Annotated in this window: 28 protein-coding genes and 1 tRNA gene; 10 read left to right on the forward strand and 19 right to left on the reverse strand. The window is 65.6% G+C overall.

The window, feature by feature from the left end:
- Positions 1 to 353 precede the first annotated feature (353 nt).
- Positions 354 to 1,166, forward strand: a complete 813-nt coding sequence (locus tag QW881_RS07265; RefSeq protein ID WP_409998954.1) for a dienelactone hydrolase family protein — start codon at positions 354 to 356, stop codon at positions 1,164 to 1,166.
- Positions 1,167 to 1,268: 102 nt separating this feature from the next.
- Here QW881_RS07265 and QW881_RS07270 read toward each other — a convergent pair whose 3' ends face one another.
- The 3 genes from QW881_RS07270 to QW881_RS07280 all read right to left on the reverse strand — a co-directional run bounded on the left by QW881_RS07270 (position 1,269) and on the right by QW881_RS07280 (position 2,491).
- On the reverse strand, positions 1,269 to 1,421 hold the full coding sequence (locus QW881_RS07270) for a hypothetical protein (protein WP_315754571.1): 153 nt from the start codon (positions 1,419 to 1,421) through the stop codon (positions 1,269 to 1,271).
- Between the two features lie 129 nt (positions 1,422 to 1,550).
- Complete coding sequence (locus QW881_RS07275; RefSeq protein WP_315754014.1) at positions 1,551 to 1,862, reverse strand: hypothetical protein; 312 nt, start codon at positions 1,860 to 1,862, stop codon at positions 1,551 to 1,553.
- Between the two features lie 158 nt (positions 1,863 to 2,020).
- Positions 2,021 to 2,491: a hypothetical protein gene (locus QW881_RS07280; RefSeq protein ID WP_315754012.1), complete on the reverse strand. Its 471-nt coding sequence runs from the start codon at positions 2,489 to 2,491 to the stop codon at positions 2,021 to 2,023.
- Positions 2,492 to 2,590: 99 nt separating this feature from the next.
- Here QW881_RS07280 and QW881_RS07285 point away from each other — a divergent pair, with 99 nt between their 5' ends.
- Together QW881_RS07285 and QW881_RS07290 are read left to right on the forward strand one after the other, a co-directional pair.
- A complete protein-coding gene (locus tag QW881_RS07285) occupies positions 2,591 to 2,872 on the forward strand; it encodes a hypothetical protein (protein ID WP_409998947.1) in 282 nt (93 codons plus the stop codon).
- Entirely contained in the window at positions 2,869 to 3,045 is a 177-nt protein-coding gene (locus tag QW881_RS07290) for a hypothetical protein (RefSeq protein ID WP_315754010.1), read from the forward strand. The genes QW881_RS07285 and QW881_RS07290 overlap by 4 nt, the downstream gene beginning before the upstream one ends.
- A gap of 39 nt (positions 3,046 to 3,084) precedes the next feature.
- On the opposite strand, the gene QW881_RS07295 is transcribed toward QW881_RS07290, so the two are convergent.
- The gene (locus QW881_RS07295) at positions 3,085 to 3,615 is read right to left on the reverse strand and encodes a gamma carbonic anhydrase family protein (RefSeq protein WP_315754008.1); all 531 of its coding nucleotides are present in this window, start codon (positions 3,613 to 3,615) and stop codon (positions 3,085 to 3,087) included.
- 83 nt (positions 3,616 to 3,698) lie between these two features.
- On the reverse strand, positions 3,699 to 4,028 hold the full coding sequence (locus QW881_RS07300) for a DUF6949 family protein (RefSeq protein WP_009027540.1): 330 nt from the start codon (positions 4,026 to 4,028) through the stop codon (positions 3,699 to 3,701).
- 194 nt (positions 4,029 to 4,222) lie between these two features.
- Here QW881_RS07300 and QW881_RS07305 point away from each other — a divergent pair, with 194 nt between their 5' ends.
- Complete coding sequence (locus QW881_RS07305) at positions 4,223 to 4,921, forward strand: hypothetical protein (protein ID WP_316158563.1); 699 nt, start codon at positions 4,223 to 4,225, stop codon at positions 4,919 to 4,921.
- Positions 4,922 to 5,020: 99 nt separating this feature from the next.
- On the opposite strand, the gene QW881_RS07310 is transcribed toward QW881_RS07305, so the two are convergent.
- Positions 5,021 to 5,233 carry a DUF3126 family protein gene (locus QW881_RS07310; protein ID WP_006611186.1) on the reverse strand — a complete coding sequence of 71 codons (213 nt, stop codon included), beginning with the start codon at positions 5,231 to 5,233 and terminating at the stop codon, positions 5,021 to 5,023.
- A 280-nt stretch (positions 5,234 to 5,513) separates the two neighbouring features.
- On the reverse strand, positions 5,514 to 6,344 hold the full coding sequence (gene cysE, locus QW881_RS07315; protein ID WP_315737485.1) for a serine O-acetyltransferase: 831 nt from the start codon (positions 6,342 to 6,344) through the stop codon (positions 5,514 to 5,516).
- A 580-nt stretch (positions 6,345 to 6,924) separates the two neighbouring features.
- Between cysE and QW881_RS07320 the strand changes: the two genes are divergently transcribed.
- Positions 6,925 to 8,121, forward strand: a complete 1,197-nt coding sequence (locus QW881_RS07320; RefSeq protein WP_315759505.1) for a hypothetical protein — start codon at positions 6,925 to 6,927, stop codon at positions 8,119 to 8,121.
- Positions 8,122 to 8,222: 101 nt separating this feature from the next.
- Here QW881_RS07320 and QW881_RS07325 read toward each other — a convergent pair whose 3' ends face one another.
- Positions 8,223 to 8,972, reverse strand: a complete 750-nt coding sequence (locus QW881_RS07325) for an alpha/beta hydrolase (RefSeq protein ID WP_315759506.1) — start codon at positions 8,970 to 8,972, stop codon at positions 8,223 to 8,225.
- A 47-nt stretch (positions 8,973 to 9,019) separates the two neighbouring features.
- Positions 9,020 to 10,171: a hypothetical protein gene (locus QW881_RS07330; protein ID WP_409999052.1), complete on the reverse strand. Its 1,152-nt coding sequence runs from the start codon at positions 10,169 to 10,171 to the stop codon at positions 9,020 to 9,022.
- Positions 10,172 to 10,463: 292 nt separating this feature from the next.
- Between QW881_RS07330 and QW881_RS07335 the strand changes: the two genes are divergently transcribed.
- Together QW881_RS07335 and QW881_RS07340 are read left to right on the forward strand one after the other, a co-directional pair.
- Positions 10,464 to 10,706 (forward strand): zinc-finger domain-containing protein, encoded by a 243-nt coding sequence (locus QW881_RS07335; protein ID WP_006611181.1) that lies wholly within the window; start codon positions 10,464 to 10,466, stop codon positions 10,704 to 10,706.
- Positions 10,707 to 10,716: 10 nt separating this feature from the next.
- Entirely contained in the window at positions 10,717 to 11,916 is a 1,200-nt protein-coding gene (locus tag QW881_RS07340) for an FAD-dependent monooxygenase (RefSeq protein WP_316158562.1), read from the forward strand.
- A gap of 19 nt (positions 11,917 to 11,935) precedes the next feature.
- Here the strand turns inward: QW881_RS07340 and QW881_RS07345 are convergent, their stop codons facing one another.
- The 3 genes from QW881_RS07345 to QW881_RS07355 form a co-directional block, all read right to left on the reverse strand.
- Positions 11,936 to 12,403 (reverse strand): hypothetical protein, encoded by a 468-nt coding sequence (locus QW881_RS07345; RefSeq protein WP_315759537.1) that lies wholly within the window; start codon positions 12,401 to 12,403, stop codon positions 11,936 to 11,938.
- A gap of 601 nt (positions 12,404 to 13,004) precedes the next feature.
- The gene (locus QW881_RS07350; protein WP_315759507.1) at positions 13,005 to 13,574 is read right to left on the reverse strand and encodes a hypothetical protein; all 570 of its coding nucleotides are present in this window, start codon (positions 13,572 to 13,574) and stop codon (positions 13,005 to 13,007) included.
- A gap of 41 nt (positions 13,575 to 13,615) precedes the next feature.
- Positions 13,616 to 14,011 (reverse strand): hypothetical protein, encoded by a 396-nt coding sequence (locus QW881_RS07355; protein WP_315759508.1) that lies wholly within the window; start codon positions 14,009 to 14,011, stop codon positions 13,616 to 13,618.
- A gap of 583 nt (positions 14,012 to 14,594) precedes the next feature.
- On the opposite strand from QW881_RS07355, the gene QW881_RS07360 reads away from it, so the two are divergent.
- Positions 14,595 to 14,681, forward strand: a tRNA-Leu gene (locus QW881_RS07360).
- 36 nt (positions 14,682 to 14,717) lie between these two features.
- On the opposite strand, the gene QW881_RS07365 is transcribed toward QW881_RS07360, so the two are convergent.
- The 5 genes from QW881_RS07365 to QW881_RS07385 all read right to left on the reverse strand — a co-directional run bounded on the left by QW881_RS07365 (position 14,718) and on the right by QW881_RS07385 (position 17,205).
- Positions 14,718 to 15,443 (reverse strand): Crp/Fnr family transcriptional regulator, encoded by a 726-nt coding sequence (locus tag QW881_RS07365; protein ID WP_315759509.1) that lies wholly within the window; start codon positions 15,441 to 15,443, stop codon positions 14,718 to 14,720.
- 264 nt (positions 15,444 to 15,707) lie between these two features.
- Positions 15,708 to 15,941, reverse strand: coding sequence for a glutathione S-transferase family protein (locus tag QW881_RS07370; protein ID WP_315759538.1), 234 nt, complete (start codon positions 15,939 to 15,941; stop codon positions 15,708 to 15,710).
- A gap of 12 nt (positions 15,942 to 15,953) precedes the next feature.
- Complete coding sequence (locus tag QW881_RS07375; protein WP_315759510.1) at positions 15,954 to 16,367, reverse strand: glutathione S-transferase N-terminal domain-containing protein; 414 nt, start codon at positions 16,365 to 16,367, stop codon at positions 15,954 to 15,956.
- Between the two features lie 30 nt (positions 16,368 to 16,397).
- On the reverse strand, positions 16,398 to 16,883 hold the full coding sequence (locus tag QW881_RS07380; RefSeq protein WP_315759511.1) for an SRPBCC family protein: 486 nt from the start codon (positions 16,881 to 16,883) through the stop codon (positions 16,398 to 16,400).
- On the reverse strand, positions 16,876 to 17,205 hold the full coding sequence (locus QW881_RS07385; RefSeq protein ID WP_315759512.1) for a metalloregulator ArsR/SmtB family transcription factor: 330 nt from the start codon (positions 17,203 to 17,205) through the stop codon (positions 16,876 to 16,878). Before QW881_RS07385 ends, QW881_RS07380 begins: the two co-directional genes overlap by 8 nt.
- A gap of 220 nt (positions 17,206 to 17,425) precedes the next feature.
- On the opposite strand from QW881_RS07385, the gene QW881_RS07390 reads away from it, so the two are divergent.
- Positions 17,426 to 18,826 (forward strand): methyl-accepting chemotaxis protein, encoded by a 1,401-nt coding sequence (locus QW881_RS07390; protein ID WP_315759513.1) that lies wholly within the window; start codon positions 17,426 to 17,428, stop codon positions 18,824 to 18,826.
- Between the two features lie 126 nt (positions 18,827 to 18,952).
- On the opposite strand, the gene QW881_RS07395 is transcribed toward QW881_RS07390, so the two are convergent.
- Positions 18,953 to 20,566, reverse strand: coding sequence for an ABC transporter substrate-binding protein (locus QW881_RS07395; RefSeq protein WP_315759514.1), 1,614 nt, complete (start codon positions 20,564 to 20,566; stop codon positions 18,953 to 18,955).
- Positions 20,567 to 20,826: 260 nt separating this feature from the next.
- Between QW881_RS07395 and QW881_RS07400 the strand changes: the two genes are divergently transcribed.
- A complete protein-coding gene (locus tag QW881_RS07400) occupies positions 20,827 to 20,967 on the forward strand; it encodes a hypothetical protein (protein ID WP_315759515.1) in 141 nt (46 codons plus the stop codon).
- 98 nt (positions 20,968 to 21,065) lie between these two features.
- Here the strand turns inward: QW881_RS07400 and QW881_RS07405 are convergent, their stop codons facing one another.
- Complete coding sequence (locus tag QW881_RS07405) at positions 21,066 to 22,679, reverse strand: ABC transporter substrate-binding protein (RefSeq protein WP_315759516.1); 1,614 nt, start codon at positions 22,677 to 22,679, stop codon at positions 21,066 to 21,068.
- Positions 22,680 to 22,872 lie beyond the last annotated feature (193 nt).

Below are 22,872 nucleotides of genomic sequence, written 5' to 3' on the forward strand. Positions count from 1 at the left end.
TTCCCGGGCCCCTGTGAAGTGCTTCACAGATTGAAACCGGGAGTCACGCCATCCTGCCTTCACCGGATGGCGAGCCAATTTCAGGATGGCACAGGGCCAATTTCAATATCCGGGGCTGGCAAGGTCGTTGGCGCCATACTGCGCCGACGGCCTTGTTCTTTGTGGGATCGCGTTCGACCGCCCGGAACAGACCCGACTGCCGCGGCTCTCCGGCTGGTGACTTGCATTTCGCAGCCAATTCTCGGCTCAATGCGCCCGCAAGACGCAGAGGAGCCCCCATGTCCGCCGATCCAGCACTGACCTCCGATGTCATCGGGCTGACCACGGTCGCCCCCTTCTCACGCCGCGGCTTCATGACCGCGTCCGCTGCCGTGACGGCCGGCTACACACTGGCTGCCGGCCCGGTGCGGGCCGAGGTCATCACCACCGACAGCAATGGCCTGAATGCCGGAGATGCGAAGATCAAGGTCGGCGACCGCGACATGCCGGCCTATTTCGCCCGCCCCGCCAGCGCCAGCAACCCGCCCGTCGTGCTGGTCGCGATGGAGATCTTCGGCCTGCATCAGTACATCAAGGACGTGACCCGCCGTCTCGCCAAGCTCGGCGCGTTGGCCGTGGCGCCGGACTACTACTTCGGCAGCGGGACCGACCTCACCAAGATCACCGAGATCAAGGACCTGCTGCCGATCGTGAATACCAAGCCCGACGCGGAGCTGATGTCGGACCTCGACGCGACCGTGGCCTGGGCCAAGTCGCAGGGCGGCGACACCTCGCGCCTCGGCATCGTCGGCTTCTGCCGCGGCGGCCGCAACGTATGGGAATATGCGGCGCATAGTTCGGCGCTGAAGGCGGGCGTCGCGTTCTACGGCCCGCTGATCGACCCGCCCAATCCGGCCTGGCCGAAGAGTCCGACGCAGCTTGCACCCGAGATGAAGGCGCCCGTCCTCGGCCTCTACGGCGAGGCCGACACCGGCATTCCCGTCGCCAGCGTCGAGGCCATGAAGGCCGCGCTCGCCGACAACAAGAAAACCGCGGAGTTCAAGATCTATCCCGGCGCGCCGCATGGCTTCCACGCCGATTATCGCCCCAGCTATCGCAAGGACGCCGCCGAGGACGGCTGGGTGCAGATGCAGGCGTGGTTCAAGAAATATGGCGTGCTGAGCTGACGGCCGCCGCCCGGGCGAGCGAACCGGGGCAGACTGCCCTTCCCCCCCCGCGAGACGTCCCGCATGTCGCTTGCGCTCATGCGGGCTCCGGGCTGTCGGCGGTTAGCGCAGGCGATGATCGTCGCGACGGATCTTCGCCAGCTGCCTGCCGCCCTGCTCGAGCTCCCAGGCCATCCAGACCAGCGCTGCGCCCAGGCTGACGACGACGCCCATGAAGACCAACGTGAGTTCAGGGGATGTGAGTGTGTTCATCATGCCTGGATCCCATGCAAGCGTTGCGCCAGCTACTTCTCCGTTGCGCGCTGCCGATCGGAGCGACAACAAAAGGTGACGAGATGTCGTTAAGGCGAAGTGACCGGATCGGCCGGTCACCTCGCCCAAGGTTCATTCACACACCTCGACGTTCCGATAGCGCCAGCCGTGCGCCGTGCGCACGCGCTTGCGGGCGACGTAGCAGCCGCCGAGATCTTCGTAGGTGTACGGGTAGTAGTAAGGATAGCCTCCGTAACCGTAGTAGCCGGGATAGCCGAAGCCGAACCCGATTCCGAAGCCGGGACCAAAGCCATGATGATAACCGAATCCATGATGGAAACCGCCGCCATGAAAGCCGCCCGGCCCGCGCGCCGATGCCATGCCGGGCACCATCGCCGCCGCGATCACGGCACCCGCCAGCAATCCCATCAATCTCTTGCGCATCGATCCGTCTCCAAATTCAACCGGCATGACAATGTCATTGCACTCGGTACTCTCAGCCGGATGTCTGTAAGCCGAATTTGGAACGGCGCGGGGGCAACCCCGCTCACATCTGCGCGATCTCGATGTCGTTGCGTGACGTCCGGAGCCGCGGGCAATATTCAGCAACCGCGGCAGATGCTCTTGACCTTCCGGTCGACCGTCTTGTTCTCCTGCTGAATCTGCTCATCGGTCGCATCACCGGCGTGGTTCGGTCCCGTTGCCGCGGTGCCTCCCGCCGCTCCGCGACCCGTGCCGGTCGTGACGCCGGAATTGCTCGACCCCGACCCGCTCGCGCCGGAGCCGGACGACTGCGCCGTGCCGAGGCTGTTAGTCCCGTTGGTGCCTGCCGCCCCCGGTTGCGACAGCCGCGAGGGATTGTTGCCGCTTCCGGCTTCGTTCTGCGCGTTGCCGAGACCGGCGGCGCTCCCTGATCCCGCGGCGATACCGGTCGTGCCGATGCCGGCGGCCCCCGCACCCGGCGCGCCGCCGCCAGCGCCTCCTCCACCGCCCGCACCGCCTTGCGCGAACACCGCTGTGGCCGTGCTGAGGCCTGCAATCACGATCAAAGTGCCCAACGAAAATCTGGCCATGTGACCGTCTCCCTTTACGCTTCAACCCGACCGGGCGGACCGCGTTCCGGAACGAATGTTGATCGGAGAGGATTGATGGGGCGAGGAGACCGAGGAGCCGTGCGCAAGCTGATCGCCTTCGACGAGGACACGTTCGGCAAGCTCAAGCAGCTGGGCCGCGATCAGATGCTGAGTCTGCAGGATCTCGCCGACGAGGCGTTCATGGACCTGTTGGAAAAGCACGGCGTACCGGCGGATCTGAAGGACGCGCTGCGCAAGAGCGCTGCGGAGGATGGCGATGGCGCAGGCAAGCCTGCGCGCAAACGGAAAAGCGAGACCGACGACAAGTCCAGAAACCAGTCGAAGCACAAACCGAAGCAGAGCAGCAGGACATCAGCATGAGCACCGACCCCGATCCGTTCGAGCAGGGCGAGCGCGCCGCGCGCGAGAACATTCCGGCCGAGGCCAATCCCTATCACGACGGCAGCGAGCAGCATGCGCTGTGGGCGAGCGGCCACGAACGTGTCGCCAGCGCAGCCGAGGCTGGCGAGTCCGAAGGGACGGAAGGGACGTGAGCGATCTCCGATAGCCCGACAGTTCGATCGGCGGCGAGGTCAGCCGATCTTCTTCAGACCCTTGGTATAGCGCGGTCCCTTGGCGACATAGGCCTTGGCCGCGATACCCATGCGCTCGACCTGCACCGGCTCCAGCGTGCGCACGACACGCGCGGGCGCGCCGATGATCAGCGAGTATTCCGGATAATCCTTGCCCTCGGTGATGATGGCGCCGGCGCCGACGACGCTGCCGCGGCGGATGTGCGCGCCATTCATGATGATCGAGCCCATGCCGATCAGGGCGTCGTCCTCGACCGTGCAGCCGTGCAGGATCACGTTGTGGCCGACAGTGACATTACGGCCGACGCGCAGCGGGAAGCCGGGATCGACGTGACAGGTGGCGTTGTCCTGGATGTTGGAGCCTTCGCCGATCTCGATCGAGTCATTGTCGCCGCGGATCACCGCGCCGAACCAGACGGTGACCTCCTTGGCGAGCTTCACCCGGCCGATCACGGTGGCATTGTCGGCGATGTAGTAGTTGCCGTCCGCCGGCAGCTCGGGCGCCTGCCCGTCGAGTTCGTAGATGGCCATCGAGGTCTCCCGTTCGCAGGTGACCTTGGCACAGCCGCCAGAGCGATTTCAAGCAACCGCCGCGGCGGCGCCCGGCACGGGAATTAGGCCAGCACGCCCGCGGCGCGCAGCGTCATCACCACGAAGGTGCCGCACATCATGCTCCAGAAGCCGGCGATCACGGTCGCCAGCATCACGAACTCGAAGCGACGGCGCTCGATGCGGGCGCCGCGCAGCGTGTTGCGCATGATGATGAAGGGCGCGGCGAACACCAGGAACGGCACCGCGGCGAAGCGCCGGGGCGTGACGCCCTCCTGCAGCAGCTCGAAGCCCGGCGGACGTTCGGCATACGCCTGATAGCCGCTCGCCAGGGCACCGGCCAAGGCGAAACCGATGAGGAGCGAGAACAGGGAATTGAACGCCTCTGCCGACATCGTACGCACTCACACACTTGCAGAACAGCCCGATGCTGGTTTGGCAAAAAGTGCTCGCGCCCGCCACATTATCCTTAAGGAACGGTTAACGGCGGCCGCAGCCGGTGCGCGGCTCCCTGCAGGTAAGTTTCTGCAGAATGCCGCATCGCCGTGGCATAGTCGCCGCTGATTCGGCCTTGAGATCCCTACCCATCATGACGATGTTTTCGGTCCGCAGTGCCCGCCCTTCGAACGGACATGGCCATGCCGTGCCGATCATCCTGGGCTGCGTGCTGGCGGCGGCGGCGATCGCCCTCGTTGCCTACCTGCTCTGGCCGACCTGGCGCGCCAGCACCTTCAAGGGGCCCGAGCGCCTGCCGGTCAGCATCGGCAGCACCGTGTTCAACGTGCCGGCGGCCGCCATCCGAGTGAAGATCCAGCGCCACACCGGCCCGCAGGAGCGCGTCGATCTCGGCTTCGAATATCCCTCGCTCACGCCGCCCGAGGCGCCGCATCACGTCAGCGCCGACCAGATCGATCAGGCGCCGCACCCGATCGATCGCATCTTCGTCTCGATATCGGCGCATCACGACGCGATGTCGCCCGAGACGCGACTGAAGACAATCTATCCGCGCTACCTCAATCCAGTTGCCGTGTCGGTGCAGGACGGGCTGAGCTTGCGAAGCTTCCGCGCGGGCACACCGTACGACGTGGAGGATCTGTTCACGGCCGAGCAGCCTTTGCTGGTCGCCCGCTGCACGCGTGACGCCGCCACGCCCGGCATGTGCCTCAGCGAACACCGCGTCGAGGGCGCGGATCTGATCTTCCGGTTTCCGCGCAGCTGGCTGTCACAGTGGCAGGACGTCGCCGCCGCAATGGAGCGGCTGACGGCGCAGATGCATGCGACGAAGTAGTCAGTCGTAGCCCGGATGAGCGCAGCGATATCCGGGGTCTTTCGCCCAGCGCTGAACCCGCATGTCGCTTGCGCTCATGCGGGCTACGCGCTCTAGGACTTACTCCACCAGATCGTCTTCCAGGATCGCCATCTGGAACTGGAACGAGCGATCGTCGTCCTCGTCGTCGACGAACAGCACGCCGATGAACTCCTCGCCGATATAGACTTCGGCGGAGTCCTCCTTCTTCGGCCGCGGCACTACACGGATCTTGGGATTGCCAAACACGCGCTTCAGATACGCGTCGAGCTTCCTGACTTCCTGAACGTCCACGGTGATCTCCAATCGACAGCGAGGTTTGCGGATGATGAGGACGTTGCAGCGCGAACGTCCGTGTCCTTGTGATTTCGGCATTGTGATTTCGACATTCCGGCCCACCGATCGAGGCAAGACGAGCCGGCGATGTCGAACGACCTGAAAGGGACGCCGTGGATCTCACATTCACTCCGCCAAGACAAACGGCGGATCGTCAAATCCACAGACGCTGATGTGTTGGCACGAATTTCCCTGGATGAGAAGGTCTTGACTTCGCTGTCGCCGACGCGCTCGCGGCTCAGATCCCGATCGCGTTGATCATCTGATCCATGGTGCGCGACGGCTCCGCACAACCGGCCTCGCCGACGATCTTCGCCGGCACGCCTGCGACGGTGACGTTGTTCGGTACCGGCTTCACGACGACGGAGCCGGCAGCGATGCGCGCGCAATGACCGACTTCGATGTTGCCGAGCACCTTGGCGCCGGCACCGATCAGCACACCATGACGAATCTTGGGATGCCGGTCCTCATTCTCCTTGCCGGTGCCGCCGAGCGTCACGCCATGCAGAATCGAGACGTTGTCCTCGATGATGGCCGTCTCGCCGCAGACGAAGCCTGTGGCGTGATCGAGGAAGATGCCGCGGCCGATGCGCGCCGCCGGATTGATGTCGGTCTGGAACACGGCCGAGGAGCGGCTCTGCAGATAGAACGCGAAATCCTTGCGACTCTTGCGATACAGCCAATGCGCCAGCCGGTGCGTCTGCAGCGCGTGAAAGCCCTTGAAGTAGAGCAACGGATCGATGAAGCGCGAGGTGGCGGGATCGCGATCGTAGACGGCGACGAGATCGGCGCGAAACGCATGGCCGAGGTCCGGCTCGTCGCGCAGCGCATCGTCGAAGGTCTGGCGGATCAGGTCGCCCGACAGCGCGGAATGATCGAGACGATCGGCAACCCGGTGCACGACCGAATCCTCGAGCCGGCCGTGGTGCAGAACGGTTGAATAGATGAAGGTCGCGAGTTCAGGCTCGCGGCGCACGATCTCTTCTGCCTCGTGGCGGATCCGATCCCAGATCGGATCAAGCGTCGCCAGCTTGCTGCCCTGCTGCGGATTGGTCTGATGCATAGCCATGGCTGCTTCTCGCAGTTTCAGTGGGCGGGCCTTATAGCACGGCGCAGGGAACAATGTCCTCCGCGGGCTGCGCGAGGCCGGCGATCCATCCCGGCCAGCCCGCCTCCCAGAGAACACGGGATTGAGACATTTCCGTTACGCCCCGCCGGTGACGTCCCGGTTGCGCCGCCATACGGTTCGGCACCGCCGTCGGCTCAAGGTGGGCAGCAGGAACCCGAAATCAAGACGATCGTGGCGGAAGAAGCGGCGAACACCGTGGCTGCGGCAAAAAGGAACCACCCGGGCACAGAAGGCCGACCATTCCCCCGTTCAATCCCGGGATCGGCTTTACCATCCATCGCTCTGCGTCTACTAGTGAATATCGCCCTGACCATATTTCGGCCATGGTGCTCCTGATCGGGGGGACACGGGTATCAGTAACACTCAGATCCTGGACGAACGCACGACCGAGGCCGGATCGGCCTGGCTCCCCGTCATCGTCATCCCGCTCTTCCTGGTCGCGCCGGCGCTGTGGAACGGCTACCCGCTGCTGCAGTGGGACACCGGGGGCTATCTCGCGCGCTGGTACGAAGGCTATCTGGTGCCGAGCCGCTCGACCGTGTTCGGGCTCTATCTGCATTGGGGCGAGGGCTCGAGCTTCTGGCTCAATCTTGGTCTGCAGGCGCTGGCAACGCTCTGGATCCTGCAGCTCACCTTGCGCGTGTTGGGACTGGCCCAGCCGCTGCGCCTGCTCTGGATCGGCCTGCTGTTGGTCCTGACCACCGCCCTGCCCTGGCTCGCCAGCATGCTGCTGACCGACATCTTCGCCGGGCTGTCGGTGCTGGCGCTGTACATCATGGTCACGCAGGCACGCCGGACCTCCGTGCTGGAGAAATGCGCGCTGTTCGGCTTCGTGGCCTTCGCCTCCGCCACCCACAGCGCCACGCTCGGCGTCCTGTTCGGCCTGTGCTGCGTCGGCTGGATCGCCTATCCCCGGCTGCGCCGGCAGATCGCGCTCTCGGGCCTCGTCCAGGCCAGCATGACCATCGTCGCGGGGGCGGCGATGCTGCTCGCGGCCAACTTTGCCCTGTCTGGCCAGCTGGCGTGGACGCCGGGCGGTACCGGCGTCGCCTTCGGCCGCATGCTCCAGGACGGTATCGTGGCGCAATATCTGAAGGACCATTGCGCCCGCCAGAAGCTGAAGCTCTGCCCCTATCGCAACGAGCTGCCGCCCACCGCCGACGACTTCCTGTGGGGCAACAGCATGTTCAACAAGCTCGGCCGCTTCGAGGGCATGAACGACGAGATGGGCTTCATCGTGAAGCAGTCGCTCACGGCCTACCCGCTGTGGCAGGCCAAGGCGGCGGCGATCGCGACGGCGGAGCAACTGGTTCATGTCGCGACCGGCGAAGGCACCAGCGGCTGGGTGCCGCACACCTATGGCATCATCGAGCGCTACATCCCCTCGCAGGTCCGGGAGATGCGTGCGGCGCACCAGCAGCATTGGGAGATCAATTTCGCCGTCGTGAACTGGCTGCACGTGCCGGTCGCGCTGGGCTCGATGCTCGCGGCAGCAGCGATCGCCGCTCACGCGATCTGGCGGCGGCGGCGCGACGACGTCGCCCTGCTCGCCAGCACCGTGACGCTCGCGCTGCTCGGCAACGCCGTGATCTGCGGCGTGATCTCCGGCCCGCACGACCGCTATGGCGCGCGGCTGGTGTGGATCGCCACCTTCACGGCGCTGATCGCAGCCGCGCGCTGGTTCGGCGGCGAGCGTGCGGACGTGCCGACGGCATGAGGGCCCCGCAGCCCGCATGAGCGACAGCCGAAGCCACGAGGCTTCGGCGAAAGCGAGATGCGGGTTCACGCGCGCTGCTCCGGAGAACCCGGGCTACGCGTTCAGCGCCGCGCCAGGAAATCCACCACGCCGGCCTTGTAGACCTTGTCGCCGACCGCGCGCATGTGGTCGCGGTTGGGAATGTCGAGCACCTCTGCGCCCGGGATGAGCGCACCGAGCGCGGGCCCCGAGCCCGACACTTCGTCCGTCGTGCCGACCGCGACCAGCACCGGCACCGCGATGCGGCCCGCCTCCTCCCGCGAGATCAAGCCGCGCGAGCCGCGCATGCAGGCAGCCAGCGCCAGCCGGTCCGAGCGGGTCTGGTCGGCGAAGGCGCGGAAGGTGCGTCCGACCGGATCGGTCACGTCGTCGATCGACGGCGCCTCGAGTGCCGAGGCGACGTTCTCGCCGGGTCCGCCGCCCTCGATCATCGCCATGCCGATGCCGCCGAAGATCGCCGAGCGCAGGCGTTGTGGCGTGCTCAAGGCAATATGCGCGGCGATGCGGCCGCCGAGCGAGTAGCCCATCACGTCGGCGCTGGCGAGGCCGAGATGATCCATCAGCGCCGTGACGTCGCTCGCCATCTCCGCGATCGAATACAGCGCGGGGTCGTAGAGCTTGGCCGAATCGCCATGACCGCGATTGTCGAGCGCGATCACCCGGCGGCCGTCCTTGCGCAGTTCGGAGATCCAGGACGGATAGACCCAGTTGACGTTCTTGGTCGAGGCGAAGCCGTGGACGAGCACGATCGGATCGCCCTCCCCCTCGTCGATGAAGGCAATTTCAACGGCGCCGTTGTGAAAGCTCGGCATCGGTCGCGTATCCCGGAATGTGCAATGATTGATCTTGGAGCCGTAGTCTAACCGCAGGGCGCGGCCGCGACCAGTTCGGGACGGACCGCAGCGGCCTGCATCAGGCGCAGGCGGCGCCGCTTGCTTCGGTCGAGCCAGGCCTGGGTGGCCCGCTCGGTCATGGCCTTGAGCGAGGCAACGAAGCTGAGCAGCGTCATCAACGCGCCGAACAGCCACAGCGCGAGATTGAACGCGCCCGCGGTCAGCAGCAGCGCGCCGCGGCCGAGCAGCTTCAGGATCGCGCGGGTCTGCCCGCCCTTGGCCTCGGCCAGGCGGGCCGCACGGGCAATATCCTTCGGCCCTTCGGCGAGCTTGAGCGAATCGAGCGCGCCACGCGTGCCGGCCTTTTCGGTGATGCGGCCGACATCCTTGGCGAGCCGCACCAGCGCGCCGGCCTTCTCGGCGCGGAACGCAGCCCGGATCGCGGTCGCGGTCTGGCCCGGCCGCAGCACCGAGCCGGAGGCCACCGCCTGCTGCAACATCGGCGCATCGACAACCTCGCGCGCCGAGCGCCCGGCCCAGGCCGCCAACCCTTCGCCGAGCCGGCCGACTTTCCGCGCATCCTTGACTAGCGTCAGCCCGGCGCGCACCGGCGCGGCGGTGCCGGCCGAGGCATAGGTCGCGGCCGTGACGGCAAGGCCCGCAGTCGCGAGACCCAGCACCAGCCGGTCGGTCTCCTCGCCCATCACCAGATGCTTGCCCTCGCGCACCGCGTCGCGGATGTCGCCGAACACGAAGAGATCGCCGGCCACGGTGCCGGACAGGCTCGCGACGTCATCGGCCTGGCCGGTGACGAGCCCGCTGGCGAAGCGCTTGGCGACACTCCCCGGCGCCTTCTCGGCGGCCACGGCATCGCTCACCCGCTGGATCAGCGCCTCGTCGAGCGCAACGCGATGATCCTGTGCGAGCGCGACGAAACTCCCGGCGAGATCGGGATCGCCAGCCGCGAGCGCATCCTCGATGTTGCGAGCAATCCGCGCCGGATCGTTCTGCAGAACGGACGCGATCTGAAGCTCCGACAGCCTCGCCGGATCATCCTGCGCCACGATGATGGCTCCGGCCCCATAGGCGTGCGGCCATATCGCAGCGCCGACCGCGGCGCTGACGGCAAGCCCGGCCAGCGCCAGACTGATTCCCAGCTTGATTCGCTTCGAGATCACGCCGCTTTCACGTTTTCGCGGGGACGATGCCGAAAGACATAGGATGTCCCGTGCCTGACACAACGGCCCCGACGAAAGAAGGGCTTCTCGGCGGGCCTGAGTTTGTGTCGAATCCACAGGCCACAACATAACGGCGTGCGTTGCACCAAACGCGGGTTCCCAACACTAGGAATTGGCCTTAAGGCTCAGTATGGTCGCGCCGTTTTCGACGCGTGCGGCCCTGCGACCTCAGTCCCGTCCTGCTCCGTCGTGCTGACCGCATACGCTCCCGTTGCCACGCGAGGTGATACCGATGGCCGATAACATCGTCCCGCATTTCCACAATGATGCCGGTGTCCCCGTCATCGAGATCGGCTCGCATGAGTTCATGTGCGTGGGCGCCAATCCGCCGTTCGATCATCCGCACGTGTTCCTCGATCTCGGCAACGACAAGGAAATCATCTGCCCGTACTGCTCGACCCTGTACCGCTATGCGCCGGACCTCGCTGCGGGCGAAGCGCGGCCGCCGGAATGCGTATTGAAGGACGTTGCCTGATCGGCGTGTCGTGGCATCGCGTACCGTCTATGTGGCTGGAGCCGGGATTGGCGGCCTGACGGCTGCGCTCGCGCTCGCCACCAAGGGCTTCCGCGTTGTCGTGCTGGAGAAGGCCGAACGGCTCGAGGAGGTCGGCGCCGGCCTGCAGCTGTCGCCCAATGCCAGCCGCATCCTGCTCGATCTCGGCCTGGGGCCGCGGCTGACCGCGCGCGCCGTCGTGCCCGACGCCGTCAGCATCATGAGCGCGCGGGCCGGCGGCGAGATCGCCCGCCTGCCGCTCGGCGAGGCCGCGAGCCAGGCGGCTGGCGCGCCCTATTGGGTTATCCACCGCGCCGACCTGCAGGCGGCGCTGGCCGCGGAGGCGATGGCGCATCCGGACGTCGAGCTGCGGCTCGGCTGCCAGTTCGAGGACGTCGCCGCCCACGCCAAGGGCCTGACCGTGGTGCATCGCCGCGGCAACGAGCGCCGCCAGGACGTGGCGCTGGCGCTGATCGGCGCCGACGGCGTGTGGTCGGCCGTGCGGCACCATCTGTTTCCGCAGGTCCGCGCCGCGTTTTCCGGCCTGATCGCCTGGCGCGGCACGCTCGACGCCCGGCAACTGCCGCGCGAATTGACCGCAGCGCGGGTGCAGCTGTGGATGGGTCCCGAGGCCCATCTCGTCGCCTATCCGATTTCTGCCGGCCGGCAGGTCAACGTGGTCGCGGTGGTGCCGGGGACCTGGAACCGGCCGGGCTGGAGTACGGAGGGTGATCCGAGCGAGCTGAAGGCGGCGTTCGCCCCACCGCGCTGGCCTGCGACGGCGCGCCTGCTGCTCAACGCGGTCGACGGCTGGCGCAAATGGGCGCTGTTCGGCGTCCCCGAAGGCATCGAATGGACCGACGGCAGCGTCGCGCTGCTGGGCGATGCCGCGCATGCCATGCTGCCCTTTGCGGCGCAAGGCGCGGGAATGGCGATCGAGGATGCGGTGGTGCTCGCCAAGAGCCTGAGCGAGGCACGCCCGGACGGTCCCGGCGCGATCCCGGCTGCGCTCAAACGCTACGCCAAGCTGCGCCGTCCGCGCGTCGGCCAGGTGCAGCGCACCGCGCGCAATCAGGGCCGCCTCTATCACATGACCGGGCCGCTGGCGCTGGCCCGCGATCTCAGCATCAAGGCGCTCGGACCGCAGCGGCTGTCGGCGCGGCAGAGCTGGATCTACGACTGGCGGCTGTAGGTTGCCGCTGCGGCTGCGGTCAGTAGACCGAGCCGTCGCGCGGCAAGATCGATGGTGCGCCGGAATTGCTCGAGGCCATCGGCCGCGCATTGCGCGCCGGCTTGACCGGCTTGCCACCCTTCGCGGCCACCGGCGCCGGCGGCGTTTCCACGCATTTGTTGCGGCGCCAGGCCTCTTCGGCGAATTGCGACTGGCCCCTGATGGCGACGTAATCGTTGCGATACGCGACCTCGGCGACGATGGCGCCGCCGGCTCCGGTCTCCGCCTTGGCCATCAGGCCCTGCAGCTCGGCCGCGCGCGCCGCGAGCGCCTTGCGCTCGGCTTCGAGCTGCTTGCAGTCGTAGAGATCGTATTTGGCCGGATCCGCGAAGGCCGTCGACACGCTGTCGCTCATGCCGGCGCAGCCTGAGAGCAGCCCTCCCAACACGAACAGTCCTGCGGCGAGCGCGAGACAGTGGTAAGCTGGGCGATGGCAGTCGGTCGTCATGAAGCCTCGATGTTGCAGCCGTCTTAGAGCCTTGTGCCGTTGATGACCGGAGACGGGCCGGTCAGCAAGGCCGCCATCCGACCGGCAGACCGACCGCCGGAGCGCGCCGCCGCCCATTTCGTCACCCTCACCCCCGCCGCGGGGTTTCCGCCAGAATCGTTTTTTCCAGGTGCCTGCGTGCCTTACAACGACCGCCTCGTCCATGTCTTGCATCATGCCGTCGCCGACCTGTCACTGCAGACGTGCCATCAAGGACGTGGCCGATCACGTCGGCTTGGACACCATCTCAAGCAGGTGGTGACGGCCGGATTGAGGCTTTACCAAGGCAGCTCGGCTGGCTTAAGCAAAGGATGAGCTGAGGGGCTGCGCGCAACCTCATTCCCGATCACCGGATGATGCGCTAGGTCTCTGATCCCAAAGGCGGACGTGTCGCAGGCAGGAGCCCCTTCCCTCGCTCGGTGATCGCACAAGGGGTGCTTCGGGCACCTGACCTCGTCGGCCGCGCCTCCCCGTGCTCCATCGCGGGATGCTTGCGGGGAGCAAGTGAGACAGAGTCTGTCCGGGACGGCGCGCCAGCCACGGAGCGCCGCCTTGGACGAGATCAACGGTCCGCGCCGCCGATACGAACGAAGGTGCGCGATCCATTGCAGATCTGAGCGTACTGGTTGCCATCCGAACGGCTGACCATCAGGACGACCGGCGCAGGCTGGGCGACCGTGATCGTCCGCGCGCCCTCGCCGATCAATCCACTCACGTCTGCGACGTCCGACACTTGCGTCAGCCCCGCGATCGGACCGGTGAGGATCGTGTGGCTGTAGGTACCCGGCACCAGCTTAAGCGATACTCTCTCATCGGCGGAGATCGTGTAGGTGAACTGGTATGAGGTCACACCCGTCTCACCTCCACCGGTGTCAACCGTGAAGTCCTGGACGTTCATCGTCCCTGTGCCATCGGCGTGAAGCACCATGACGCCTTGGACGGTGAAGGAGAAGAGCTTCAGGGGGCCGCCCTTTGGCGTAAAGTTCGGGTTGAATCCGAGAGCGGCCGGATCCCGGATGCACAATGATTTGCCGGTCAACGCATAGGTTCCGCGTAGACGGACATGATCATCCGCAAACGCGGTCGTGCTCGCCATCGCGGCGGCGACGACCGGAATGAAAAAGCGGTGCATGAGCTACCTCCCCTGGTCAGAACAATGGCTCGCCCGTGTTCTCAGCGATCGTCGTCGCTGATGCGGGTCATGATGAGCGATCCGTTGCAGATCCGCGCATACTGGGTTCCGTTGGAACGGCTGACCGTCAGGACGCTCGGCGCCGGCGGCGAGAGGATGATGGCCAGCGCGCCCTCGCCGATGAATCCGCCGGTGTCGGGAACGTCGACGACCTGCGTCAGCCCGGCGTTCGGGCCGGTCAGCGTCGTGGAGCTGTACGTGCCCGGGACGGCCTTGACCGACAGCTTGCCACCGGGGTCAATCGTGTAGTTGATCTGGTAGGAGATATCGCTGGTCGTCCCTTCGCCGACGTCGACCGTGAAGGACCGGCTATTCACCGTGCCGGTGCCATCGGCGCGAAACACCATGACGCCGTCGACGGTGGTGGCGAAGAACACGACCGGACCCTTTGGCAAGAAATTCGAATCGAATCCGATCGACGCCGAGTTCTGGATGCAGTCCGATGCGCCCGTCATCGCATAGGTCCCGTGGAGCCGACTGGGGCGATCATGAGCAAACGCGGCCGCGCTTGCAGTGATACCGACGAGGACCAAAATAGAAGAGCGATGCAAAGTAGCCTCCCTGATCGAACGATCGCCCTTGCGTGGGCTGGAGGTATCATATGCCGCAAAGATGACGATTAGTCGTTGTTAGTAAACAAGGCTGCAAAATAGCGCCGCACCCGCAAGAGTTGAACGCTCTGCGGCAGTTTCTCATGCGAACAGCTCGACGCCAGCAGGCGCAATCTTCACATCAGTCCCCGCTCCTCGTGCATCCACAGCCAGCCGTTCCGGATCCGAGCTGTGGGCGGGCTGCCGTTGCGGGGGTTGCCATTGGGCTGAACCAAGGCCGTTCAGATATCGGTGCTTCGAGCCGAAATCATCGGCCATCTCTGGCGAGAGACGGCGGCGTTTCGTCCAAGGGAGGCCCATTCCTCTAGCGCTTGCCCCGACAGACGAAAAACGGTAGCGAAATCAAAGCGCGGACGTGGCGGAATCGGTAGACGCAAGGGACTTAAAATCCCTCGATGGCAACGTCGTGTGGGTTCGAGTCCCACCGTCCGCACCAACGCTATGCGCGCCTTCCTTGACCGCCCTGCCCGGCTCAGTTCAACGCCGCCAGCCGCTCGAGCTCAGCGAGATCGGTGACCTCCAGCCTGCCCTCCGAGATCGTCAGGATCTTGCGATCGCGAAACAGCGCCAGCACGCGGCTGACATGGACCGATGTCAGGCCGACGGCGTCGGCGATGTGCTGCTGCTTCAAGGGAAACGGATAGCGGTGATTCTGCATCACGCCGTTCGCCGCGACGCGCCGCATCAGGCTGAGCAGCAGATGCGCGATCCGACGCTCGGCCGGACGCTGGCCGAGAACGGTGATGAGCTCGTAGGAAGCCCGGCCGTTGTCGCCGAGAGAGCGGAACACCTCCATCATGACCAGCTCGTCGGCGCGACACTGCTTGCGGACCTCCTCGCCATCGAGCCGGCTGACCTGGACTTGGGTCAATGCCTTGGCCGAGAAGCTCATGCCTTTGGCGAAGATCGCCGCCGGCGAGAAGATGTCGCCCGGCAGCAGGAAGCGCAGGATCTGGCGGCCGCCATCCGACAGCTGGATGTAACGGAATGCCCAGCCGGTGCAGAGCACGAGCACATCGTCGCGCGCCTCGCTCTGGCATTTGATCTGCTGGCCCGCCCGGACGGTGAAGAACTGCTGATGGAGCCGCGGCAGCGCCGACTGCTCGCCGCAGGCATTGAACAGCGCGGCACAGAATCCGGAATTGAGGTGAGTGCAGGAGGCGCAGCGGGCGGCTAGATCGGGGTCTGATCGCAGCATCAAGGGGGGTGCTTGTGTCCAATCTGTCCGCAGGGCCGGCTTCGTCGCGCGGCCGTCGGCACGCAGCGGCGGCCGCTCCGAGTGAGCGGATGCCGAAGCCTCCGGCATGCCTGACAGCTAAGATGGAACCGGTCCGCAGCGATATAACTTGGATTAATGACGTGGTTGAAAGTCGCGCATTCGTCCGCCCCAGCGGCCTTCACGGCGCGATCAGTCGTTTGGACGCGGATCTCACGCCCAAGCAATGATCGACGCGGCTGGCGCCTACGCCGCCTGCGCTCGCGCCGTCAGCTCCGCCATGGTGCTGGATTTGAAGCTCGGCCGCGTCTCCAGCCGGTCGATCCAGGCGACGAGATTGGGATGGCCGGCGGTCAGCTCCGCCCAGTCCGGCGTCAACGACAGAAAGCTCGCCTGCGGCGCGGCCTGCAGATCCGCCAGCGACAGATGATCGCCGACCATGAACGGCTGCTCGCCGAGCAGCCGCGACAACTCGGCGATGACGGTTCTCGCCTACGGCATCGCGCGCGCGATCGCGGCTTCGTCGGTGGTCGTGCCGAAGAATTGCGGGCCGACGATGCCCTGGAAGATGATGACGTTGCAGACGCCCTGGAACAGGTACCAGTCGCTGATGTTCATCACCTGGTCCATACGCGCGGCCTGCCTGACGTCCGCGGGCGTCAGAGCCGGCTCGGGCAGCATGCGGTCGAGATAGCGCAGGATCGCCTGGGTCTCGTACAACACGAAGCCGTCATGCTCGAGCACCGGCACGCGCCCGAAGGGATGACGCGCCAGATGCGCCTCTCCCTTGGAGTCCCCCGGCGCCAGCGCGGCGAGCCGATACGGGGCGCCCTTCTCCTCCAGTGCGATCAGCATGCTGCGCCCGAACGGGCTTCCCGGCACGGAATGGACCACGAACTCGGACATCACGGTCTCCCCACTCTTATGATGATTTGCTCACGATGACGTCGGCGACCGCTCGGCCTCGGCCACGAAACGCTGCAGCAGCCCCGGCCAGCCGCCTTCGACGTCCCGCCGCATCGATGCGCCCGCCTCGCTGCCCATGGTTTCGAACTTGTGGTGCAACAGCTCGACGCGGGTCACGTCCGCGCCTTCGACGACGAATTGCACATCGACCTCCGAGCGCATCGCCGCGTTCGGCTTCCACTGCGCATCGATCTGCCACAGCATGACGAAGCGATGCGGCGGCTCCCATAGCGTGATGGTCGCGACCGTGGTCGCCGTGCCGTCCTCGGCGATCTCGAGCCAGCGACCGCCGAGCTTCGGCTCCAGCAGCACCTTCTCGATCGGCTTGCGGCCGACCCCATGCGTATGCGGCCACCAGCGCGTCAGGCCGCGCGTGAAAACGTCGAACGCATGGTCGATCGGCGCCCGGACATGGACGAGCTTCCGAACCGGCGCGACCACGGCACCCTCACTCATCGATCCTCCCTTTCGTCTGCCGATGCGTGCGCTCCGCCTCGATCTTGAAGGCGAGCAGTGCGTCGTCCCAGAAGCTGTCGAGCCAGTCGCGGAGCTCGGCCAGCCCCTCACGGCGCAACGAATAGATGCGCCGCACGCCTTCGCTGCGCTCCTCGACCAGCCCGGCATCCTTCAGCACCTTCAGATGCTGCGATACCGCCGGCCGCGACACCGGCATCCCGGCCGCAATCGCATGGACCGGGCGCGGCCCGCCGCGCAGCCGCTCGAACACCTCCCGCCGCGTGGGGTCCGCCAACACGTTCAGCGTGGTTACGTAAGTCATAACTTACGGTAAGCCACAACTTACATAAAGGTCAAGGGCAGCAGGTCGGGGGAACGCGAGAGCCCAGATCCCTGCAGATCTCGCCACCACCGGTTGCAGGAAGAAACCCGCCATTAACCACAACCGAACCAGGGTGGAACCAACGGCCGCCGGCGTCCGGGCCGGTCACTGCGTGTGACGTCGCTCAGGCCAGCCGGGCTCGCCATCAATGAGAGGCACGATGCTGGGATTCCGCCGAAAGAACGACCCGTCGGATGCCGCGCCCGCGTCCGAGGGCGCCGCACACGACGCCTTCCAGGACGCGCTGGCGCAGTGCCTCGGCGACTGGGCGGACGGCAAGCTCAATCGCGATGTCGCAGGTGTCGATGCTGCCGCGCTGCGCGCCAAGCTCAAGCCGCAGCTGATCGAGGCCATCCATCGCCTCGGCACCGCGCTCGCGGCCCGCGCGTCCCAGGATCTCGATTCCATCGTCGACCTCTGCATCAACAGCAACGAAGCCTCGATCAGCGCGGCGCGCCTGATCGGCGCCTCCAACAATCAGTCCGAACGCTGTCAGAGTCTCGCTTCCGCATCGGTCGAGATGCAGGCCTCCGTACACTCCATCCGGTCGACGTCGACCGAAGCCGCCGCCGAGGCCGCCGCGACCCGCCAGGCCGTCGAGAACAGCGTGACTGCGGTGCGGCGGACGCTGCAGACGATGAACGGCATCGCAAGCTCCGTCCGCGACACCTCGGCGAAGATCGCCGATCTCAGCGCCGCCTCCGCCGAGATCGGATCCATCGTCGGCACCATCGACGCAATCGCCAATCAGACCAACCTGCTGGCACTCAATGCCACCATCGAGGCGGCGCGCGCCGGCGAATTCGGCAGGGGCTTCGCGGTGGTCGCAGCCGAGGTCAAGAACCTGTCGCAGCAGACCACCAAGGCGACGGAGGACATCAAGGGTCGCATCGAGCGGCTGCAGGCCGAGATGAGCGGCATCGTCGAGGCCATGGCCGGCGGCGCCAAGGCGGTCGAGGTCGGCATGTCCGAGATGAACGATCTGGCGCAGGCGATCGACCAGGCCGGTAGCAGGACCGCGGTGGTCAGCACCAAGATGGACGAGATCTCCGGCATTCTCGCCGAGCAGTCCGCCGCGACCGACGAGGTCGCGCAGGGCATCACCATCATCGCCGATCTCGCGACCGCCAATGCCAACGAGGTGATGTCGCTCGCGGACACCATGGGCAAGACGGACGCGAAGGTCGGCAAGATGCTGGGCGAGATCGCCAAGCTCTCGCTCGACAACCAGGTGGTGAGATTGGCCAAGGCCGATCACGTGATCTGGAAGAAGCGGCTGGTGGACATGTCGGTCGGCCGGCTGCAACTTCGCGCCGACGAGCTCTCCGATCATCACACGTGCCGGCTCGGCAAATGGTACTATGGCGAAGGCGGCCAGCGTCTGGCCGGCGATCCGGCATTTCGCAACCTCGAACGCCCTCACGAGGCGGTGCATCGCCACGGCAAGGAAGCCGCGCGCCTGTTCAGCTCAGGGCGCATCGATGAAGCACTCAACGAGATCGGCAAGGTCGAGGTCGCTTCCAGCGAGGTGTTGGCGGCGCTGGACGAGATCAAGGCATGACCGGGCGGTCGTAACCGAGCGAGATGCGCAGCCCGGATGAGCGGACCGACATCCGGGGCCTCGCGCGCTGCGGCGGTGAACCCGCATGTCGCTTCGCTCATGCGGGCTACGAAGCGCTACATCTCGTCACTCGCTCTTGTCGACGTTCCAGAACACCGGCACGGCCTGCCCTTCCAGGACGCCGGTGATCGATTTGCGCCAGGCGCTCGGCATGAACCATTGGCCGAGCGGCACGTAGATCACCTGGTCGTAGACCTCCTGCTGAATCTGGGCGGCGATCCGCTTCTGGTCCTCCGGCTTCGTGGCCTTGGCGAAGGCGTCGCGGAGCTCCTCCATCTTGGGATCGTCGGGCCAGCCGAACGGGCTCTTCTGGCCGCGCGCGCCGACGAAGGTGCTGCCGATCGGATTGCCGGAGTCGGCGATCACCGAGTTGGTGAAGAACATGTTCCAGCCGCCCTCCTTGGGCGGCTTCTGGCTGGCACGCCGCGTCACCACGGTCTGCCAGTCCGTCGTCTGCAGATCGACCTTGAAGCCGGCCTCGCGCAACAGCTGCGCGGCGACCACCGGCTGCGCCTTCAGGGTGATCGCATCGCCCGGCGCGAGGATCACGACGGGCGTGCCGTCATAGCCGGCCTCGGCCAGCAGCTTCTTGGCCTGCTCCATGCCGTTGCCCTTCACCAGCGTCTCCGAGCCGATGTCGGATTCGAGCGGCGTGCCGCAGCCGAACACGGCGCCGCAGATCGTGTAGTACTTGGTGTTGCCGACGAGCGCGTCGAGCACATCCTTCTGGTTCAGCGCCAGGAACGCCGCACGGCGGATCTTCACATTGTCGAACGGCGGAAACAGGAAGTTCATGCGTCCCAAGGTCTGGTAGCCGAACTTGTTCAGCACGTTCATCGAAAGATCGGCATTGGCGGCGAGCACCGACTCGAGGTCGAGCGGCGGGAATTCCATGAAGTCGATGTCGCCCGCCTGCAGCGCGTTGACCGCCGTCTGCGCATCGGGCATCGAGACCCACTCGACGCGGTCGACCTTCACCACCTTGCCGCCGGCCGTCCAGCTCGGCGGCTCCTTGCGCGGCACGTAGTCGGTGTTCTTCTCATAGACCGCCTTCACGCCCGGCTGGAATTCAGCCTTCACGAACTTGAACGGTCCGGAGCCGATCTGCTCTGAAATCTGCTGGTTCGGGGGCGTCTCGGCGAGACGCTTCGGCATCATGAACGGCACGTAGGAGGACGGCTTGCCGATCGACTCCAGCACCAGGCCGTAAGGCTCCTTCAGCTTCAAGGTGATGGTCTTGGCATCGGTGGCCTCCAGCGAGGCCGTGGCCTCCATCAGCTTCTGGCCCATGCTGTCGTTGCGGCTCCAGCGCTTCAGCGAAGCGACGCAGTCCTCGGCGGTGACCGGCGCGCCGTCGTGCCACTTCAGGCCGTCGCGCAAGGTGAAGGTGTAGGTCAGCTTGTCGTCCGAGACCTTCCACTCCGCCATCTGCGGCTGGACCTGAAACTTGGCGTCGGTCCCGAGCAAGGTGTCGTACACCATGTAGCCGTGATCGCGCGTGATGTAGGCCGGCGTGAACACGGGATCGATGACGCGCAGATCCGAATGCATCACCGCCGTGATCGTCTTCTTGCCGGCGGCGAGGGCCTGGGTCGTCACGCCCGCCATCGACACGGCCATGACCGAGGCGACGAACCATGAAACGAGCGCGGATGAGGTCCGGCGCGGAGTATGTGACATGCGATCTCTCTTGGCGTGGCTTCCATCCGAGGGCCCTGATACCGATCAAGGCCTGATGAGGCGTCTTGCGTCGCGTCTCAAACGCGGAGCAAAGAGTCTCGGCAAGGAGATTTGCAGCAGTTCCATCGCAGGTCAATCGCCATGGGCGCATGGGTCACCGCATCGCACGGATGCACATAGCGCGGCTGCGACGATGGCGTCCCGCCATCTGGAACTCGGCTGCGCCTGGTCCGTTATGCGCAGCAGCAAGGAGCCTGATGATGCCGAATGAAGTCACCAAACCGCGGGACGGTCGACATCCGGCCATGCCGATTCGCACCGATAAGAACCCGTCCCAGGATCAGATCAGCCCACCCTTGATGGTCGAGGGTCTCGAAGCGGTGCGCGATCCGCACTGCTGAAGGGCGCTAACGCACGGGCGAATGCAGGAACAAAAAAGAGACGCGGCGAAGTTTCCACTTCGCCGCGTCTTTGTTTGCGTCACGAGTGCGTCCGCCGCCTACTCGCTCTTGTCGACATTCCAGAACACCGGTGTCGCCGGGCCGTCGAGCACGCCAGTCAGCGATTTGCGCCAGCCACTCGGCAGCAGATATTGTCCGAGCGGGATGTAGATCACCTTCTCGTAGTTCTGCTTCTGGATTTCGGTGGCGATCTTCTTCTGCTCGTCGAGCGAGGACGACCGCGCATAGGCGTCGCGCAGCTTCTCGATGTCGGCATCCTCGGCCCAGCCGAACCAGCCGCCCTTGGTGCCGCGGCCGCCGATCGACACGTTCGCCACGGGATTGGCGACATCAGCGCCGACCCAGTTGGTGAAGAACATGTTCCAGCCGCCCTCCTTCACGGGCTTCTGGCTGGCCCGCCGTGTCACCACCGTCTGCCAGTCGGTGGCCTGCAGGTCGACCTTGAAGCCGGCCTCGCGCAACAACTGCGCCGCCACCACGGGCTGCGCCTTCAAGGTGGTGACGTCGCCCGGCGCCATGATCGCGATCGGCGTGCCGTCATAGCCGGACTCGGCGAGTGCCTTCTTGGCTTCCGCCATGCCGTTGCCCTTGATCAGCGTCTCGGCGCCGACATCGGTCTCGAGCGGCGTGCCGCACACGAACACGGCGCCGCAGATCTTCTGATACTTGTCGTTGCCGACGAGCGCGTCGAGCACGTCCTTCTGGTTCAGCGCGAGGAAGGCCGCGCGGCGCACCTTCACGTTGTCGAACGGCGGGTTGAGGAAGTTCATGCGGCCGAGCGTCTGGTAGCCGAACTTGTTCAGCACGTCGATCTTGAGCTCGGAGTTCGACTCCAGCACCGGCAGCATGTCGTAGGGGAGGTTCTCCATGAAGTCGATGTCGCCCGATTGCAGCGCGTTCACCGCGGTCTGTGCGTCCGGCATCGTGATCCACTCGACGCGGTCGACCTTCACCACCTTGCCGCCGGACGTCCAGCTCGCCGGCTCCTTGCGCGGCACGTAGTCGGTGTTCTTCTCGTACACCGCCTTCACGCCCGGCTGGAATTCCGCCTTGACGAATTTGAACGGGCCCGAGCCGATCTGCTCAGGAATCTGCTGGCCCTGCGGCGTCTCGGCGAGACGCTTCGGCATCATGAACGGCACCAGCGAGGACGGCTTGGCGATCGACTCCAGGACGAGTCCATAGGGCTCCTTCAACTTGAGCACGATGGTCTTAGCATCGGGTGCCTCCAGGCTCGCCGTGAAGTCCATCAGCTTCTGGCCCATGCCGTCGTTGCGGCCCCAGCGCTTCAGCGAAGCGACGCAGTCCTCGGCGGTCACCGGCGTGCCGTCGTGCCATTTCAGGCCGTCGCGCAGGGTGAAGGTGTAGGTCAGCTTGTCGTCGGAGACCTTCCAGTCCGCCATCTGCGGCTGGACCTTGAAATTCGAATCGGTCGCCAGCAGCGTGTCGTAAACCATGTAGCCATGGTCACGGGTGATGTAGGCCGTCGTGAATCCGGGATCGATGACGCGCAGATCCGAATGCATCACCGCCGTGATCGTCTTCTTGCCGGCTGCGATGGCCTGGGTGCTCAGCGCCGTCGAGAGCGAAAGCATGGAAACGGCGAGGCTCGTCGCGAGCGTCAGACGTTTCCAGCGCGGGCTGTGGAACATTACGAGGTCTCCTGAGTGGATGGTTTGACCTGAAACTGATCAGATCCAGATCATTCGTTGGGCGTGCAGATCAATCCTTGTGCGAACTAACATGCTGTAAGTCGCAAGCTTTCGACAGTTGCAGAGGTCGCCTTTCGCGTCAATCCGCATTCAGCGCATGCGGCCCGTGGCTGACAATGCCGTTAACGTCTGC

Origin of the sequence: Bradyrhizobium sp. SZCCHNS3016 (assembly GCF_032484535.1) — a bacterium.
Taxonomy (GTDB): Bacteria; Pseudomonadota; Alphaproteobacteria; order Rhizobiales; family Xanthobacteraceae; genus Bradyrhizobium.